Raw genomic sequence first — 15511 nt, 5'->3', positions numbered from 1 at the left:
GCCAGCGGGCAACACCCGCATAACCTGAGGATATGGACGTGAACGCGGCGGTCGCCGCAGTGGCGGCGATAGCCGGTGTGTGCACCGGCGTCATTGCCATGCTGGCATTCCGCCTCAGCGAACGCGAGCGTACGCGCGTGAACCGTCCTGCCCCCGGCTCCGACTCCGTGCTCCCGCCCGGCGTGGACCGGGTGCTGTCGGTGCTGCGCTCCTCCGCCGTCGTGCTCGACGAGAGCGACAGCGTGGTGAAGGCCAGCTCCGCTGCGTACGCGCTCGGCATCGTCAGGGGCGGCAGGCTGGCCGTCGAGCCGATGCTGGCCATGGCGCGCGAGACCCGGCGGGACGGCGAGATCCGGCAGGCCGAGCTGGAACTGCCGCGCCGCGGCAACGCGCAGGGCCACCGCGACGTGCTTGCGGTCTCCGCCCGCTCCGCGCCGCTGGGCGCCCGGCTGGTGCTGCTGCTGGTCGAGGACATGACGGAGGCCCGCCGCATCGAGGCGATCCGCCGGGACTTCGTCGCCAACGTCAGCCACGAGCTGAAGACCCCGGCCGGGGCGCTGTCCCTGCTGTCGGAGGCGGTGCTCGACGCGGCCGACGACCCGGAGGCCGTCGCCCGCTTCGCCGGGCGCATGCAGAACGAGGCGACCCGGCTGACCAACCTCATCCAGGAGCTCATCGACCTTTCCCGGGTCCAGGACAACGACGACGTGCTCGCGGGCGGGGAGCTCGTCCCCGTCTCCGAGCTGGCCGCCGAGGCCATCGACCGCTGCCGTCAGCAGGCCAGCAGCAAGAACATCCAGATCGTCTCCGGCGGGACCGAAGGACTGTCGGTCCTGGGGAACCGCGGCCTGCTCGCCGCCGCGCTGGGCAACCTCGTCGAGAACGCCGTGAACTACAGCCCCGCCCACACCCGGGTCGCCATCTCCGGCGCACGCGCCTCCTCGCCGGACGGCGAGATGATCGAGATCTCCGTGACCGACCAGGGCATCGGCATCCCCGAGAGCGACCGGTACCGCATCTTCGAGCGCTTCTACCGCGTGGACCCGGCCCGCTCCCGCGCCACCGGCGGCACCGGGCTCGGCCTGGCGATCGTCAAGCATGTGACCGCCTCGCACGGCGGGGAGATCGAGGTGTGGAGCGCCGAGGGGCAGGGCTCCACGTTCACGCTGCGCCTGCCGGACCCCGGCGATGCGCAGCAGCGCCGGCTCGCCGCCATCCGGCGCCGCGACGGACTCGGCGGCGCGCTGCACAAGCCCGCAGACTTTCCCGACAGCCCGGACGTCACCGAGGACTCCGGCACGGGCGAGGACGACGGCCTCGCCTCTTCGACTGCTCAGTCCAGCCAAACCCACGACCCTGACCGGGAGGTCTTCCCGTGACCCGAGTACTCGTCGTCGAGGACGAGGAGTCGTTCAGCGACGCCCTGTCGTACATGCTCCGCAAGGAAGGCTTCGAGGTCGCCGTGGCGGCGACGGGCCCGGAGGGGCTTGACGAGTTCGAGCGCAACGGCGCCGACATGGTGCTGCTCGACCTGATGCTGCCCGGTCTGCCCGGCACCGAGGTGTGCCGTCAGCTGCGGGGGCGGTCCAACGTGCCGGTCATCATGGTGACCGCCAAGGACAGCGAGATAGACAAGGTCGTCGGCCTGGAGATAGGCGCCGACGACTACGTGACCAAGCCGTTCTCCTCCCGCGAGCTGGTGGCGCGCATCCGCGCGGTGCTGCGCCGCCGGGGGGAGGCGGACGACGAGAACACCAGCACCCTGGAGGCCGGGCCGGTGCGCATGGACGTGGACCGGCACGTGGTGACGGTCCAGGGGCGGAAGGTCGACCTGCCGCTGAAGGAGTTCGACCTGCTGGCCATGCTGCTGCGCAACGCCGGGCGCGTGCTCACCCGGATGCAGCTGATCGACCGGGTGTGGGGCGCGGACTACGTCGGCGACACCAAGACGCTCGACGTGCACGTCAAGCGGCTGCGCGCCAAGATCGAACCGGACCCCGGGGCTCCCAGGTACCTGGTGACCGTCCGGGGTCTCGGCTACAAGTTCGAGCCCTGACCGGGGCGCCGGAGCGGGCCCGGCCGGGTCACGTCCCGCGGGTGGCGGTCACGCGTCGCCGGCGGGCAGGCCCGTGGCCCCTTCGGCGTCCTCGGCACCCTCCGTGCCCTCGGCGCCGGCGCCGCCGGTGCCCTCGCCCTCCAGGCCCTCAGTGCCGTCGGTGCCCTCGTCGTTCTGGGTGCCGTCCCCGGCGTCGTCCTCGGTGCCGTCCTCGGCGTCGTTCTGGGTGTCGTCCTGGGTGTCGCCGGTGTCGCTCTCGGTGCCGTCCTGCGAGGCGTCCGCCTGCGCGTCCTCCGGCTCGGCGGTCGGCGTGGGGGCCACGTCGGCGTAGTAGTCGAAGCCGCCCTCGTCGCCCACGACCCGCGCGTGCAGGTCGATCCCGCCGGTCTCGCTCAGCTGGAAGACGAGGTGCTGGGCGTTGCCGTAGGCCACGCCGTTGCCGAGCGGGTCCTCGATGACCGCCGCCGGGTTGCCCTCGCCGCCGAGCGCGATCGAGCCGCCCGCGGGCACGACGATCTCGCTCTCGCCCTCGGCGGGGGTCAGCTCGACGCTGGCGCCGGTGCCGGGCAGCGTGATCTCCTCGAGCGTCTGGTCGTTGTCGCCGTTGTTGAACAGCCGGGCGCTGACGCCTCCAAGGCTGTCGTCACCCTGCGGGATCACGACGTTCACGTTCTGGATCTTGATGTCCTCGACCTGCGCGTAGGCGTTGTCCGGCCTGATCTGGCTGGTCCCGGCGTCGTGCCCGGCACCGCAGGCCGTCAGGGTGGCGATCGGGAGGGCGAAGACGGCCGCGGCGACAACGCCGCGTCGAAGGCTGCTGCTCACGGCGGCGGCATCTCCTTGCGACAGCGGCCGGACCGGTCGGGGCCGGCCCGGCGGGATGATCTCTCAGTCGCCTCAGCGTACCCAAGGCGTCTTCACCGGACCCGGCCGGGGGATGCGAATAGGTGATCAATTAATGTGTCGTCCGTCTGATCGTCAGGGCATTCTGTCAACCGTGACAAAACGGACACCTCTGTGGTGTCGCGCCGCGAATCCGGACCTCTTCCGTGACCGTGATCAACGTCAAGGCGCTGTCGTCAATCCGCCCTCTCACCTGCGCATACCCGTCGGCAGGCGGGCGGCAAAGCACGGAACCGGCGGGCTTGTCAACCCCCAAGATGTGGTCTGACCTGCGAAAACGCCATTCAAAGGGGCGTCTTCCCGTGTTACCCTGGAAAGCCACGGAAGGGGTACCTGTCACATGACGTTCAAGGTTGGCGACACCGTGGTCTATCCCCACCATGGGGCCGCGCAGATCGAGGCGATCGAAACTCGCCAGATTAAGGGCGTGGACAAGACCTACTTGGTACTGAAGGTCGCTCAGGGCGACTTGGAAGTGCGCGTACCTGCGGAAAATGCCGAACTCGTCGGCGTGCGCGATGTAGTCGGGCAGGACGGCCTGGAGCGGGTCTTCGAGGTGCTGCGGGCGCCGTACGCCGAGGAGCCGACCAACTGGTCCCGCCGCTACAAGGCGAATCTGGAGAAGCTGGCGTCCGGCGACGTCATCAAGGTCGCCGAGGTCGTGCGTGACCTGTGGCGCCGCGAGCGTGAGCGCGGCCTGTCGGCTGGCGAGAAGCGCATGCTGGCCAAGGCCAGGCAGATCCTCGTCAGCGAACTGGCGCTCGCCGAGAGTACCAACGAGGACAAGGCCGAGTCACTGCTCGACGAGGTCCTCGCCTCCTGACGACGGCGCGTCGGCCACGCCGTTCGCCGCGACCGGTCACCGCCGCCGACCCCGTCGGCACTCTGTCGGCACCCCGACAGCAGCCGGCAATGCCCAGCGGCACCGCACGTCGCGCCTGACGTGGTCACCCGTCTCATGCGTGCAGTCGTACACCCACACGACTGCTCGTCACACCTCTCATCGTGCCGCAGCGCCCACAGGCATCGGCAACCCCCCGTGCCAGCTGGGCGCTGCGGCATGCACGGATCGTCCCTGGCGGGGCGTGCCGGGCCCGTCAAGCTCTCTCGACCGGTATGTCACGGAAGGGTCCGATCGGTGGTCCCGGCACGCTGAGGCCATACCCAATCCCGCACCGCGAACAAACCTGCACCCCCCACCGATGTCAGAGACCACACAGTTCCGCGGCCCCGTCCGCACTGCCGCCATCATCCCGGCGGCCGGCCGAGGGGTGCGTCTGGGCCCCGGCGCGCCCAAGGCGCTGCGCCAGCTCAGCGGCGTCCCGATCCTGGTCCACGCTGTCCGGGCGATGGCCAGAGCCAGGGCCGTGTCGTTCGTCGTCGTCGTCGCGCCGCCCGACGGCGTGGCGGAGGTGAGAACGCTGCTCGACGAGCACCCGCCGCCCTCGTCCGTCGATCTCGTGGTCGTGCCCGGGGGCGCCACCCGCCAGGAGTCGGTCCGCCTGGGGCTGCGCGCCCTGCCCGAGGACGTCACCGCCGTGCTGGTGCACGACGCGGCCCGGCCGCTGGTGCCCGTGGACACCGTGGACGCCGTTGCCGCCGCCGTGCTGGCCGGGGCGCCCGCCGTCGTGCCCGCCCTGCCCGTGACCGACACCATCAAGCGGGTGGCGCGGCCCGACCGCGAGGGCGGCCCCGAGCCCGTCACGGACACCCCCGACCGCTCCCAGCTCCGCGCCGTGCAGACGCCGCAGGGCTTCGACCGCGAAATCCTCCAGGCCGCCCACGACGCCTTCGCCGCGCCGGACGGCCCGGACGCCGGCGGACGCGCGGACGAGGGCGCCACCGACGACGCCGGGATGGTCGAGCGCCTCGGCAAGCCCGTCGTGCTCGTGCCCGGGCACGAGGAGGCGTTCAAGGTCACGCGCCCGCTCGACCTCGTGCTCGCCGAGGCCGTACTCGCCCGACGGAGGATGACCGATGGCTTCTGACGCCGCCGCGCCGCCCGTGCCCCGGGTCGGCATCGGCACCGACGTGCACCCCTTCGAGCCCGGGCGGGCCCTGTGGTGCGCCGGGCTGCACTGGCCGGACGCCCCCGCGGGCCTGGCCGGGGACTCGGACGGGGACGTCGCGGCGCACGCCGCCTGCGACGCGCTGTTCTCCGCCGCCGGCGCCGGTGACCTCGGCGCCCACTTCGGTACGGGGCGCCCCGAGTGGGCGGGCGCCTCCGGTGTCACGCTGCTGTCGGAGGCCGCGCGCATCGTGCGCGGCACAGGCTTCCAGGTGGGGAACGTCGCGATCCAGGTCATCGGCGTGCGCCCGCGCATCGGCTCCCGGCGCGAGGAGGCGCAGCGCGCCTTGTCCGAGGCCGTGGGCGCGCCGGTCTCGGTCTCCGGCACCACCACCGACGGGCTCGGCCTCACCGGCCGGGGCGAAGGGCTGGCGGCCATCGCCACCGCCCTGCTGCTGCCGCTGTCCTGACGGCCGGTCAGCCGCCGCCCGCCGCCCGGAACCACGGGGGCACGTGCGCCTCGGCGCGCGGATGCGCGGCGAGTTCGTCGGCGTACGCCTGGGGCGGCGGCGGGAACAGCCAGCGCGGTTCCGCGGTGTCGTTCCAGGTGAACCGCGCCTGGCTGGGGAACGTCAGCTCCACGCTCGCGCTCAGCCACGCCCCGCGCGCCGGATGGGCGGTCTCGCGCCGGTGCTGCCGCAGGTGCCCGATGACCGGCTCCGGCGGCATCCACGGCTCCAGCCCGCCGCCGGGGGTGTGCACCAGGGCGCCGTACTCCTCGTAGCCGCCGAGCGCGCGGTAGGACAGCTGGACCGCGGACCAGTGCGACGGCAGAGTCAGCCGCAGATGCCCGGCCAGGCGCCGCTCGCCGGGATGCCCGGCGGCGGGCACCGGTCCGCCGTGCGCCGGCTGCCCGGGGACGGGCGGCCGGGGGAACGCCTCCCGGTCCGCCTCCCACACCTCCGGGGGCACCTCGGCGTCCCAGCACGGGTCGAGCGTGTGGTTGAAGACGCTGCCGAAGTCCAGCCCGTCGTCGACGAACATCCGGAACGACACCCACGGATACCCGTCCGTGGCCGCCATCTCCTCGCGCAGCCACACGAGGCAGTCCCTGGCGTCGTCGGGCAGCGGCGCGGAGCGCGGGGGACCCTGGGGCGGCACGACGGCCAGCCGGACGTCCAGGAAGTCCCGCAGCACCAGGGCCCGCAGATCCAGGCGCAGGAAGCCGTCCGGGGCCGCCTCGAGCAGCCGGTAGGCGATCCAGCGCTCGAGGTCGTCCGCGTAGCTGCCGGATTCCTGGTGATCGCGCAGGTTCGTCATCGCCCGGTGTGACGGCGGCGGGGCCGCCCGCGGTTCCGGATTCCGGGGCGTGACGGCCGTTAACGTGGGGTATCAACCACTTTGTCCGGATGGGCAATGACCGTGCGAGCGAAAGGTGTCACCGTGGCCGCCACTCTCTCCGACAACCTCAAGCGGGTCCTGGACGGCAAGGCGTTCGTCACCCTGGCGACCATCCAGCCGGACGGCAGCCCGCAGGCGTCTCCGGTCTGGGTCAAGCGGGACGACGGTCAGCTGCTGATGTCCACCACCATCCGCCGCCGCAAGTACCAGAACCTCACCCGGGATCCCCGCGCCACCGTCGTGGTCATCGACCACGACCAGCCGTACCGCTACGCCCAGCTGCGGGGCACCGTCGAGCTCACCCGGGACGGCGCCGACGAGCTGATCGACGACCTGGCGCGCAAGTACACGGGCAAGGCCAGCTACGCGGAGTTCAACCCGGCCGCCGCCCAGGACGCCCCCCGCGTCGTGCTGCGGTTCACGCCCGAACGCGTCACCGGACAGGGCGACCTGGCCTGAAGCCACGCCGGCCCGCTCCCGCCGCGGAACGGGAGCGGGTCACCCGGGCCGTCCGTGGCCTACCCTTAAGCCCGTGACTCTTCGGCTGTACGACACCAGCGCCCGGCAGATCCGTGACTTCGTCCCCCTCACCCCGGGTCGCGTCTCGATCTACCTGTGTGGCGCGACCGTGCAGTCCGCCCCGCACATCGGGCACATCCGCTCCGGCGTGAACTTCGATGTCCTCCGCCGCTGGCTGGCGCACAACGGCTACGAGGTGACGCTGATCCGCAACGTCACGGACATCGACGACAAGATCCTCGCCAAGAGCGCCGAGCAGCACCGCCCGTGGTGGGCGATCGGCTACGAGAACGAGCGCGCCTTCGACGCCGCCTACACGGCGCTCGGCTGCCTGCCGCCCACCGGCGCACCGCGCGCGACCGGCCACATCCCCGAGATGCTGGCGATGACGAGCGCCCTGATCGACCGCGGCCACGCCTACGCCGCCGAGGGCAACGTCTACTTCGACGTGCGCTCCTTCCCCGGCTACCTCCAGCTGTCCAACCAGGACCTGGAGAACCTGCTCCAGCCGTCGGGCGAGGGCGAGACGGGCAAGCGCGACCCGCGGGACTTCGCGCTGTGGAAGGCGGCCCGGCCCGGCGAGCCGAGCTGGGAGAGCCCGTGGGGCCCCGGCCGGCCCGGCTGGCACCTGGAGTGCTCGGCCATGGCGCACAAGTACCTCGGCCGCGCCTTCGACATCCACGGCGGCGGCGTCGACCTCGTCTTCCCGCACCACGAGAACGAGATCGCCCAGTCCCGCGCCTTCGGCGACGACTTCGCCGCCTACTGGGTGCACAACGCCTGGGTCACCATGGCCGGCGAGAAGATGAGCAAGTCGCTGGGCAACTCGGTGCTGGTTTCCGAGATGGTCAAGCGCTGGCGGCCCATCGTGCTGCGCTACTACCTCGGCACGCCGCACTACCGCTCCACCATCGAGTACAGCGAGGAGGCCGTGGCCGAGGCCGAGGCCGCCTTCGCGCGGATCGAGGGCTTCCTGCACCGCGCCGTTGAGCGGACCGGCCCGGTCGAGCCCGCCGCCGAGGTGCCGGCCGACTTCGCCGCCGCCATGAACGACGACCTGGGGGTGCCGCAGGCGCTCGCCACCGTCCACACCACCGTGCGCCAGGGCAACGCCGCCCTGGCCGACGGCGACAAGGAGTCCGTCACCTCGCTGGCCGCGCAGGTGCGCGCGATGCTGGGGGTGCTGGGTCTCGACCCGCTCGCGCCCGAGTGGGCGGCGGCGGACGGCGCCGCGGGCGACAAGGCCGAGCGGCTCGGCAGCGTCGTGGACACCCTCGTCCGCCTCGTGCTCGCCCAGCGCCAGGCCGCCCGCGAGCGCAAGGACTACGCCACGGCCGACGCCCTGCGCGACGAGCTCCAGGGCGCGGGCCTCGTCATCGAGGACACCCCCAGCGGCCCCCGCTGGGAACTCGGCTGACCGCGCCCGGGCGCCACGCACCACCGACCACTCACGACAAGGACACCCACCGTCATGCCAGGGAACAGCCCGCGCCGCGGCCGGCGCACCTCGAACAAGAAGGGCGCCCAGGTCGGCAGCGGCGGCCAGCGCCGCCGTGCCCTCAGGGGCAAGGGCCCGACCCCGCCCGCTGAGATGCGCAAGGGCCACCCCAAGCAGCGCGCCGCCGAGGCCCGGGCGCGCCAGCAGGCGGCCCGGCGCGCCGCCGCCGGACGGCGCGGCAAGCCGGCGTCCGAACTGGTCGTCGGGCGGAACGCCGTCGTCGAGGCGCTGCGGGCGGGCGTGCCCGCGTCGGCGCTGCATGTCCAGCAGTTCGTGGACAGCGACGACCGGGTGCATGAGGCGATCAAGCTGGCCGTCGAGCGCGGCGACGTGCACCTGGCGGAGGCGCCGCGCGCCGAGCTCGACCGCATCACCAGCGGGCTCAACCACCAGGGCCTGGTGCTGACCGTGCCGCCGTACGAGTACGCGCACCCCGACGACCTGACGGCCGCGGCCGCCGAGGCCGGCGACGACGCGCTGATCGTCGCGCTGGACGGCGTGACCGACCCGCGCAACCTGGGGGCCGTGGTCCGCTCCGCCGCCGCCTTCGGCGGGCACGGCGTGGTGGTGCCGGAGCGGCGCGCCGCCGGGATGACGGCGGGGGCGTGGAAGACCTCGGCGGGCACCGCGGCGCGCACGCCGGTGGCGCGCGCCACCAACCTCACGCGGGCGCTCCAGAGCTACCAGCGCGCGGGCCTGATGGTCGTGGGCCTCGCGGCGGACGGCGAGGCCGACCTCCGCGAGCTGGACCTGCTCGACGGCCCGGTGGCCATCGTCATCGGCAGCGAGGGCAAGGGCCTGTCCCGGCTGGTCGGCGAGACGTGTGACGTCCGGGCCCGCATCCCCATGCCGGGCGGGGCGGCCGAGTCGCTCAACGCCGGTGTGGCGGCGGGCATCGCGCTGTACGAGGCCGCCAAGCGCCGCGCTTGACGGGCCGCGGACAGACATTGCGGGGGTCAAGGCAGTGTCTTCAACCTCTGTCACTCGGTTAGATGAGTGTGGACACCAGAACACCCCGCGACCTCTCGGTGCCCGAGCCGGTCCTGAACACGGTCAAGGTGCCGTGCGACCCCGCCCAGGTCGTCGTGAACCACGCGAGTTTCCGGGTGGAGTTCGCCTCGGCACCGCCGGTGAGCCGGGCGGTGCGGCTTCCGGCGCCCGCCGGCCGCCGCCGGCCGCTGGTCTGGACCGGCCGGAGCACACCGGGCAACCCTGGAGCCACCGCCCTGCTCCACGCGGTGCGGAGCGCCACCCGTGATACCGGGGCCACGAAGGTGCTGCCGCGCGTGACGGCGTCCGAGGCCCTCGTCGCGCCCCGCCCCCCGCAGCCCGGCGAGACGACCCGCCCGCTGCCCGTGCCGCCGCTGCCCCGGCCCGGCCACCAGACCGGCACCGGCATCCGGCCCGGCCCGGCCACCGGTGCCCGGCCCGGGCCCCGCGCCGGGCAGCACGCCGAGCAGCACGCCGAGCCGCGCAGCGAGCCGCGGGGCGAGCACCGCGTGGCCGGGGCGGCGCCCGAGCGGCGCCGCGCCCGGGCGGCGGCCGGCGGCAGGCAGGCGTTCTACCCGGACCGGCGCGTCAGCCTGGGCGTGGTGCTGCTGCCGCTGCGCGTGCTGCTGGGCTTCATCGCCGTGTACGCGGGCATGGGCAAGCTGACCGACCCGGTGTACTTCGACGGCGGCGAGCGCGGCTCCCTCTACGCCTGGCTCAGCTCGCTGGAGCCGTGGAGCCTGGCCTCGCCGCTGCACAGCTGGGCGCTGTCGCACCCGGTCGGCGCCGGGCTGACCGTTGCGTTCACGCAGATCACCGTCGGTGTCCTGACGGTCTTCGGGCTCTGGCAGCGGCTCGCCGCGGCGCTCGGGGCGGCGCTGTCGCTGGCGCTGCTGGTCACCGTCAGCTGGCAGCACGGCCCGGCCTACGACACCCCCGATGTCATCTTCTTCGCCGCCTGGACGCCGCTGATCATCGCGGGCGCGCCGGTGTACTCGCTGGACGCGCGGCTCGCGGGGGAGGCCTGGCGCACGCTCGGGCCCCGCGCGCCCCTGCCGGAGCTGCGCCGCCGGGTGCTGCGCCGCGGCGCGAAGCTGGCGACGCTGCTGCTCGGGCTCGCGCTGCTGATCGGCTCGACGCTGGGCAGCGCGGTGCGGTCCTCGCAGACCGTGCGCCTGCCGGGCCCGGGCGAGCCGCCGCGCAACCACCTGCCGGGCCAGCCGCTGCCGGACGAGGCCGGACCGGAGGACTCCTCGGACGAGCCGTCGCCGGATGAGGACGGCGGCGAGCCGTCCGAGGCGGCCACGACGGAGCCGGAGGACTCCGCCTCGCCGTCGGACGCGGCCGAGGGCACGCCGGACCGCACGGGCGAGGCGCCGCCGTCCACCGTCGAGGCACCGCCCGTCACCGAGCAGACCGTGCCCGCGCCCGAGCCGCCGCCCGCGCCACGGGAGCCGGCCCCCGAGCCGGCCGCACCCGAGCCGCCCGCGTCCGCGCCGGAGGGCGGTGAAGCACCGCCGTCGTCGGAGACCGGTGAGACCCCCGACGAGGGGGGTGATGAGAGCAGCCTCGGCCCGATCGGCGGGCTGCTGGGTTAGCGGCCTCATCGAGTGAGTGACCGGGTGCGGTGACCTGGCACGGGTCCGGCGCGGGGGAGGACGCCGCCCTCGCGCCGGACCGGCGCGTGCCGGGGGGCTGGGCGGCCCGTCAGCGGCCGGCGAGTTCCCTGGCCGCTTCGGAGAGGTCCTTGGCCGTGTCGATGGCGCGCCAGTAGGCGCCCTGCGGGATCGGGTAGCCCGCCAGCCGCCGTTCCCGGGCGAGGCGGGGGAACGTGGCGCGCTCGTGGTCGCCCCGGTCGGGCAGCAGCGCGGTGAAGGCGGGCGCGAAGACGTAGACCCCGGCGTTGATCGAGTAGGGCGACAGCGGCGCCTCGATGAAGTCCAGGACGTGCCCGAACTCGTCGGTCTCGACGGCGCCCCACGGGATGCGGGGGCGGGCGAGCGCGAGGGTGGCCAGGGCGTCGCGCTCGGCGTGGAAGGCGGCCATCTCCCGCAGCGAGAAGCGCGTCCAGATGTCGCCGTTGGTGGCGAACCACGCCTCGTCCGGGCGTGGCAGCGCGGCGGCCGCGTACTTCAGGCCGCCGCCGCGGCCGAGGGGTTCGGTCTCCACGACTGTGGTGACGCGCAGCGGCAGCTCGGCCGTGGCAAGCCAGTCCTGGAGCACCTCCGCGAGGTGCCCGCATGAGATGACGGCGTCGGTGATGCCCTCGTCAGCGAGCCACCTGAGCTGGTGTCCGATGATCGGCACCCCGGTGCCGGGGATCTCCACCATCGGCTTGGGCCGGTCGTCGGTGTAAGGCCGCAGGCGGGAGCCCTGGCCGCCGGCCAGGACCACCGCCTGCGTCGGCTGCGGGGCGATGCTCATGCCACGCAGCCTATCCGCCGCCGTGCTCGCTGCCGCGGGCGGTCAGTCGCTGCTCGCGACGCCCGCCGCGTAGGAGGTGTCGCACACCGGGCGGGCGTGCTCCTGGGCGCGCCGGGCGCTGCCGTACTTCTCGACGGCGGCCTGCCCGAGGGAACGGGCGATGTCGGCGCAGTACGGCGCGAGCGACGGGTCGCGGGTCACGGCCTCCTGGAGGCCGGTGAGCGCGGCGGTCGGGTCCTCGCGGCGGAGCGTGAGCAGCAGCTGCTCCTCCAGGACGTCCTGGGGCGCGCGCGCCTTCTGCTCGGCGGAGGCGGCCTCCATGGCGGTGACGGAGGGCGTTCCTGCCCACGGCACGCGGGCGACGGCGAGCGTCCCGGACATGACCAGGACAACCGGAAGGACGACGGCGAAGGTTCTGCCGATGCGGCGGAGTGCCTGATTCACTGGCGGGTTCTTCCTCGCGACGGAGACGGACAGGGGACATCGTAGCGAGGAGTAGTCCTTCCATGACCCGCCGTCACCCCGCTGAGTGACGACGGTCCGCGGTCTTCGCATGCGGCGTTGACGCGCGGGGTCCGGGGAAACGAGCAGAGGGCCGGTCCTCCGCCGTGTGTGCGGATGACCGGCCCTCCACCGAGGGGTGCGCGTCAGTCGCTGAGACGCTCGCCGGAGCTGGCGGAGAAGACGTGCGTCTCGCCCGGCTGCGGCACGACGTGCAGCTTGGAGCCCTTCTCCGGGGCCTCGCGGCTGTTGACGCGGATGACGAGGTCCTTGGGCTCGCCGCCGACCACGGCGGTGCCGAAGACGTAGGCGTCGGCGCCGGTCTCCTCGACGACGTTCACGTCGACGGCCAGGCCCGCGCGCTCCTTCTCGTCGGCCTTGGCCAGCGAGCCGGTGTCGCCGTTGCCCACGACGTTGAAGTGCTCGGGGCGGCAGCCGACCACGACGTGGGTGTCGCCCTTGGCCTGGGCGCCGGCCAGCGCCTCGCGCTCGACCGGGACGACGCTGTTGCCGAACTTCACGCCGCCGTCGGTGATCGGCACCTCGACCAGGTTCATCGCCGGGGAGCCGATGAAGCCCGCGACGAAGAGGTTGGCCGGCTTGTCGTACATGCGGCGCGGCGAGTCGATCTGCTGGAGCACGCCGTCCTTGAGCACCGCGACCCGGTCACCCATGGTCATGGCCTCGACCTGGTCGTGGGTGACGTAGACCGTGGTGACGCCCAGGCGGCGCTGGAGCCCGGCGATCTGGGTACGGGTCTGGACACGGAGCTTGGCGTCCAGGTTGGACAGCGGCTCGTCCATGAGGAACACCTGGGGCTCACGGACGATGGCGCGGCCCATGGCGACACGCTGCCGCTGACCACCGGAGAGCGCCTTCGGCTTGCGGTCCAGGTACTCGGTGAGGTCGAGGATCTTGGCGGCCTCCTCGACCTTCTTGCGGATGTCCGCCTTGTTCACGCCGGCGATCTTGAGCGCGAAGCCCATGTTCTGGGCCACGGTCATGTGCGGGTACAGCGCGTAGTTCTGGAACACCATCGCGATGTCCCGGTCCTTCGGCGGAAGGTGGGTGACGTCGCGGTCACCGATGTGAATCGAGCCGGCGTTGACGTCCTCCAGGCCCGCGAGCATGCGGAGGGAGGTGGACTTCCCGCAACCGGAGGGGCCGACCAGGACGAGGAACTCGCCGTCGTCGATCTGGATGTCGAGCTGGTCGACGGCGGGAACCTCGGCACCCGGGTAAATCCGGGTGGCCTTGTTATAGGTGACCGTGGACATCTTCGTCGTCTCCTTCTACCGGCAGGAACGTGCCGGACGATCCGAGTAGGAAGGCGTATCGCCCGCCGGGCGGCGGGTTGAGGGCGAACCTAACTCGTGTGACATTTGTTTGTCACGGGTCTGTGAGGAAAAAGCGGCGGCCCGGCGGAGGGGTCTTCCCGCGGGAGGTACCCTGGTGCGGCCACCAGGCGTCTGCCGCCTTAGCTCAGTTGGCCAGAGCAGCTGTCTTGTAAACAGCAGGTCGTCGGTTCGAGTCCGACAGGCGGCTCCACTCTTCCGCTCGCAGGTCTGTGACCTGCGGCGTTGCCCCCTGCGAGGGCGCTGCCCGCCCGCCCGCGCGGCCGGCTGGCCCGGGCGGCCCGCCGGGCGCCGCGGCGGACAGCGCGGGTGTCACCGCGCTAGGTGCCTGTCTGGATTGCGCGTTATGCCGGAAATAGCGGCGCTGGTTCTTCGCGCACAAGGCCCGTCACGGCTCAACAAACCTGCACGCCCGGGGGCGCGATTCCGAGTGGTATGAGCCGCCGGCCGCGTTCCCCGCCGGTCAGGCGAGCCGCGCGCGGGGCGGGGGCAGGCGCGGCGGGAGACCGCGAGCGGCCGCCGCGCGCCAGCCGGGCGGCCGGCGGCGGAAGGCGGGCGTCCCGCCGTCCCGCGCGCCTCTTTTTCCGCGGCGTGATGCCGCGGACTCTCCTGGGCGCGGTCAGCCGAGCGCGGCGAGGGGGACGCGGGCGCAGGCGATGCGTTCGTAGGGATCCCAGTCGCCGGTCTCATAGAGCACCACCAGGTCGCCCAGACCGTCGTCGTACGCCAGGTCCGAGTAGGCCGCCCGGCGTCCGGTGACGCGGTGGCGCAGCGCCCAGGTGTGGCCCTCGTCCGCGGAGACCCACACGCCCAGGCCGGCCCGCTCGGTCGGGTGGAGCGGCCCCGAGTGCACGAGGCGGCCGTCCGGCAGGGCGAGCACGGCGCCGTGGCAGCGCGGCAGCGGCAGCGTCGCCTGCGGCCGGTAGGGCTGGGTCAGGGTGACGCCGCCGTCCGTGCTGTAGGCGTCGGCGCGGTATCCGGGCTGGGCGTCGTCCTGGCGGCGGCAGGACAGATAGAGCGCGCCGCCGGGGAGTTCGGCGGCGGTGGTCTCGTTCTCGCTGACGGTCCCGTCGGGCACGGAGCTGATGCCGCCGACGCGCCAGCTGGCGCCTCCGTCGTCGCTGAGCAGCAGATGGGCGCCGTAGTACCTGGCCTCGGCACCGGTGTCCTCGCCCTCCGGGGTCCTGGTGTGCCAGCACGGCACGACGATGCGCCCGGCGTGGGGGCCGCCGGTCAGCGCGAGGGCGTGGCCGGGGCCGGTACCGTACATCCGCATCCACGGCGGGCGTGCCTGGGCGGTGATCTCCTCCGGGGCGGACCAGGTCGCGCCCCCGTCGGGCGACCGCTGGAGGTGCACCGTGCGCGGGGGAGCGGCGCCGGTGCGCACGTCGTGCGAGGTGTCCGCGCCGCCCTGGCGGCAGGTGAGCAGCAGCACGTCGCCGGAGGCGGGGTCCACCACGGGCGCCGGGTTGGCGGCGGTGTCGGTGCCGGCGTCCCGCACCACCCGCGGCTCCTCCCAGGTGCGGCCGCCGTCGAAGCTGCGGCGCAGCACGATGTCGATGTCGCCGTGGTCGGCCGGGGAGCTGACGCGGCCTTCGGCGAAGGCGAGGAGGCGGCCGCCGCCGAGGGCCAGCAGGGCGGGGATGCGGAAGGTGTGGTAGCCGCCGGTGCCTGACGTGAAGGGGGCGCTCATCGGTCTCCCGGGAGGTAGCGGGGCCGGAACGGCGGTCGTCCGGCGGGTACTTCGTGAGGGTGATACCCGCCGGGGCGCGCCGCGGCTCACGCGCGCGGGGTGAACGCGCCCGCGGCGGCGAGGCAGGACCCCCGAGCCCGGCCGCCCGGGCCAGACGCTGCTG

15 protein-coding genes and 1 tRNA gene are annotated in these 15511 nt (G+C 73.5%); 10 read left to right on the top strand and 6 right to left on the bottom strand.

The window, feature by feature from the left end:
• Nucleotides 1–32 precede the first annotated feature (32 nt).
• Nucleotides 33–1379, top strand: a complete 1347-nt coding sequence (locus JK356_RS13110) for a cell wall metabolism sensor histidine kinase WalK (protein WP_201867857.1) — start codon at nt 33–35, stop codon at nt 1377–1379.
• A complete protein-coding gene (locus JK356_RS13105) occupies nt 1376–2056 on the top strand; it encodes a response regulator transcription factor (RefSeq protein WP_201867856.1) in 681 nt (226 codons plus the stop codon). Before JK356_RS13110 ends, JK356_RS13105 begins: the two co-directional genes overlap by 4 nt.
• A gap of 48 nt (nt 2057–2104) precedes the next feature.
• On the opposite strand, the gene JK356_RS13100 is transcribed toward JK356_RS13105, so the two are convergent.
• On the bottom strand, nt 2105–2881 hold the full coding sequence (locus JK356_RS13100; protein WP_201867855.1) for a DUF461 domain-containing protein: 777 nt from the start codon (nt 2879–2881) through the stop codon (nt 2105–2107).
• A gap of 418 nt (nt 2882–3299) precedes the next feature.
• On the opposite strand from JK356_RS13100, the gene JK356_RS13095 reads away from it, so the two are divergent.
• The 3 genes from JK356_RS13095 (at nt 3300) to ispF (ending at nt 5437) form a co-directional block, all read left to right on the top strand.
• Nucleotides 3300–3782: a CarD family transcriptional regulator gene (locus tag JK356_RS13095; protein WP_201867854.1), complete on the top strand. Its 483-nt coding sequence runs from the start codon at nt 3300–3302 to the stop codon at nt 3780–3782.
• A 379-nt stretch (nt 3783–4161) separates the two neighbouring features.
• Nucleotides 4162–4947, top strand: coding sequence for a 2-C-methyl-D-erythritol 4-phosphate cytidylyltransferase (ispD, locus tag JK356_RS13090; RefSeq protein WP_201867853.1), 786 nt, complete (start codon nt 4162–4164; stop codon nt 4945–4947).
• Nucleotides 4937–5437 carry a 2-C-methyl-D-erythritol 2,4-cyclodiphosphate synthase gene (ispF, locus tag JK356_RS13085; RefSeq protein WP_201867852.1) on the top strand — a complete coding sequence of 167 codons (501 nt, stop codon included), beginning with the start codon at nt 4937–4939 and terminating at the stop codon, nt 5435–5437. Before ispD ends, ispF begins: the two co-directional genes overlap by 11 nt.
• Before the next feature lie 7 nt (nt 5438–5444).
• On the opposite strand, the gene JK356_RS13080 is transcribed toward ispF, so the two are convergent.
• A complete protein-coding gene (locus JK356_RS13080; protein WP_201867851.1) occupies nt 5445–6287 on the bottom strand; it encodes a hypothetical protein in 843 nt (280 codons plus the stop codon).
• 123 nt (nt 6288–6410) lie between these two features.
• Here JK356_RS13080 and JK356_RS13075 point away from each other — a divergent pair, with 123 nt between their 5' ends.
• The 4 genes from JK356_RS13075 to JK356_RS13060 all read left to right on the top strand — a co-directional run bounded on the left by JK356_RS13075 (nt 6411) and on the right by JK356_RS13060 (nt 10973).
• Nucleotides 6411–6827 (top strand): PPOX class F420-dependent oxidoreductase, encoded by a 417-nt coding sequence (locus JK356_RS13075; protein ID WP_201867850.1) that lies wholly within the window; start codon nt 6411–6413, stop codon nt 6825–6827.
• A 73-nt stretch (nt 6828–6900) separates the two neighbouring features.
• On the top strand, nt 6901–8304 hold the full coding sequence (gene cysS / locus JK356_RS13070; RefSeq protein ID WP_201867849.1) for a cysteine--tRNA ligase: 1404 nt from the start codon (nt 6901–6903) through the stop codon (nt 8302–8304).
• Nucleotides 8305–8358: 54 nt separating this feature from the next.
• Nucleotides 8359–9315, top strand: coding sequence for a 23S rRNA (guanosine(2251)-2'-O)-methyltransferase RlmB (rlmB, locus tag JK356_RS13065; protein WP_201867848.1), 957 nt, complete (start codon nt 8359–8361; stop codon nt 9313–9315).
• A gap of 62 nt (nt 9316–9377) precedes the next feature.
• A complete protein-coding gene (locus tag JK356_RS13060; RefSeq protein ID WP_201867847.1) occupies nt 9378–10973 on the top strand; it encodes a DoxX family membrane protein in 1596 nt (531 codons plus the stop codon).
• Nucleotides 10974–11082: 109 nt separating this feature from the next.
• Here the strand turns inward: JK356_RS13060 and JK356_RS13055 are convergent, their stop codons facing one another.
• From JK356_RS13055 to JK356_RS13045, 3 genes are all read right to left on the bottom strand, one after another.
• Complete coding sequence (locus tag JK356_RS13055) at nt 11083–11799, bottom strand: nucleotidyltransferase family protein (protein WP_201867846.1); 717 nt, start codon at nt 11797–11799, stop codon at nt 11083–11085.
• A gap of 42 nt (nt 11800–11841) precedes the next feature.
• A complete protein-coding gene (locus tag JK356_RS13050) occupies nt 11842–12243 on the bottom strand; it encodes a hypothetical protein (RefSeq protein ID WP_201867845.1) in 402 nt (133 codons plus the stop codon).
• A gap of 203 nt (nt 12244–12446) precedes the next feature.
• Nucleotides 12447–13577, bottom strand: a complete 1131-nt coding sequence (locus JK356_RS13045; RefSeq protein WP_201867844.1) for an ABC transporter ATP-binding protein — start codon at nt 13575–13577, stop codon at nt 12447–12449.
• A 194-nt stretch (nt 13578–13771) separates the two neighbouring features.
• On the opposite strand from JK356_RS13045, the gene JK356_RS13040 reads away from it, so the two are divergent.
• A tRNA-Thr gene (locus JK356_RS13040) sits at nt 13772–13848 on the top strand.
• Between the two features lie 426 nt (nt 13849–14274).
• On the opposite strand, the gene JK356_RS13035 is transcribed toward JK356_RS13040, so the two are convergent.
• Entirely contained in the window at nt 14275–15348 is a 1074-nt protein-coding gene (locus JK356_RS13035; protein ID WP_201867843.1) for an exo-alpha-sialidase, read from the bottom strand.
• Nucleotides 15349–15511 lie beyond the last annotated feature (163 nt).

Source organism: Streptomyces sp. 7-21 (assembly GCF_016741785.1).
Taxonomy (GTDB): domain Bacteria; phylum Actinomycetota; class Actinomycetes; order Streptomycetales; family Streptomycetaceae; genus Streptomyces.
Note: the sequence above shows the minus strand (reverse complement) of the source record. Positions and strands in the feature narration are given on the sequence as shown.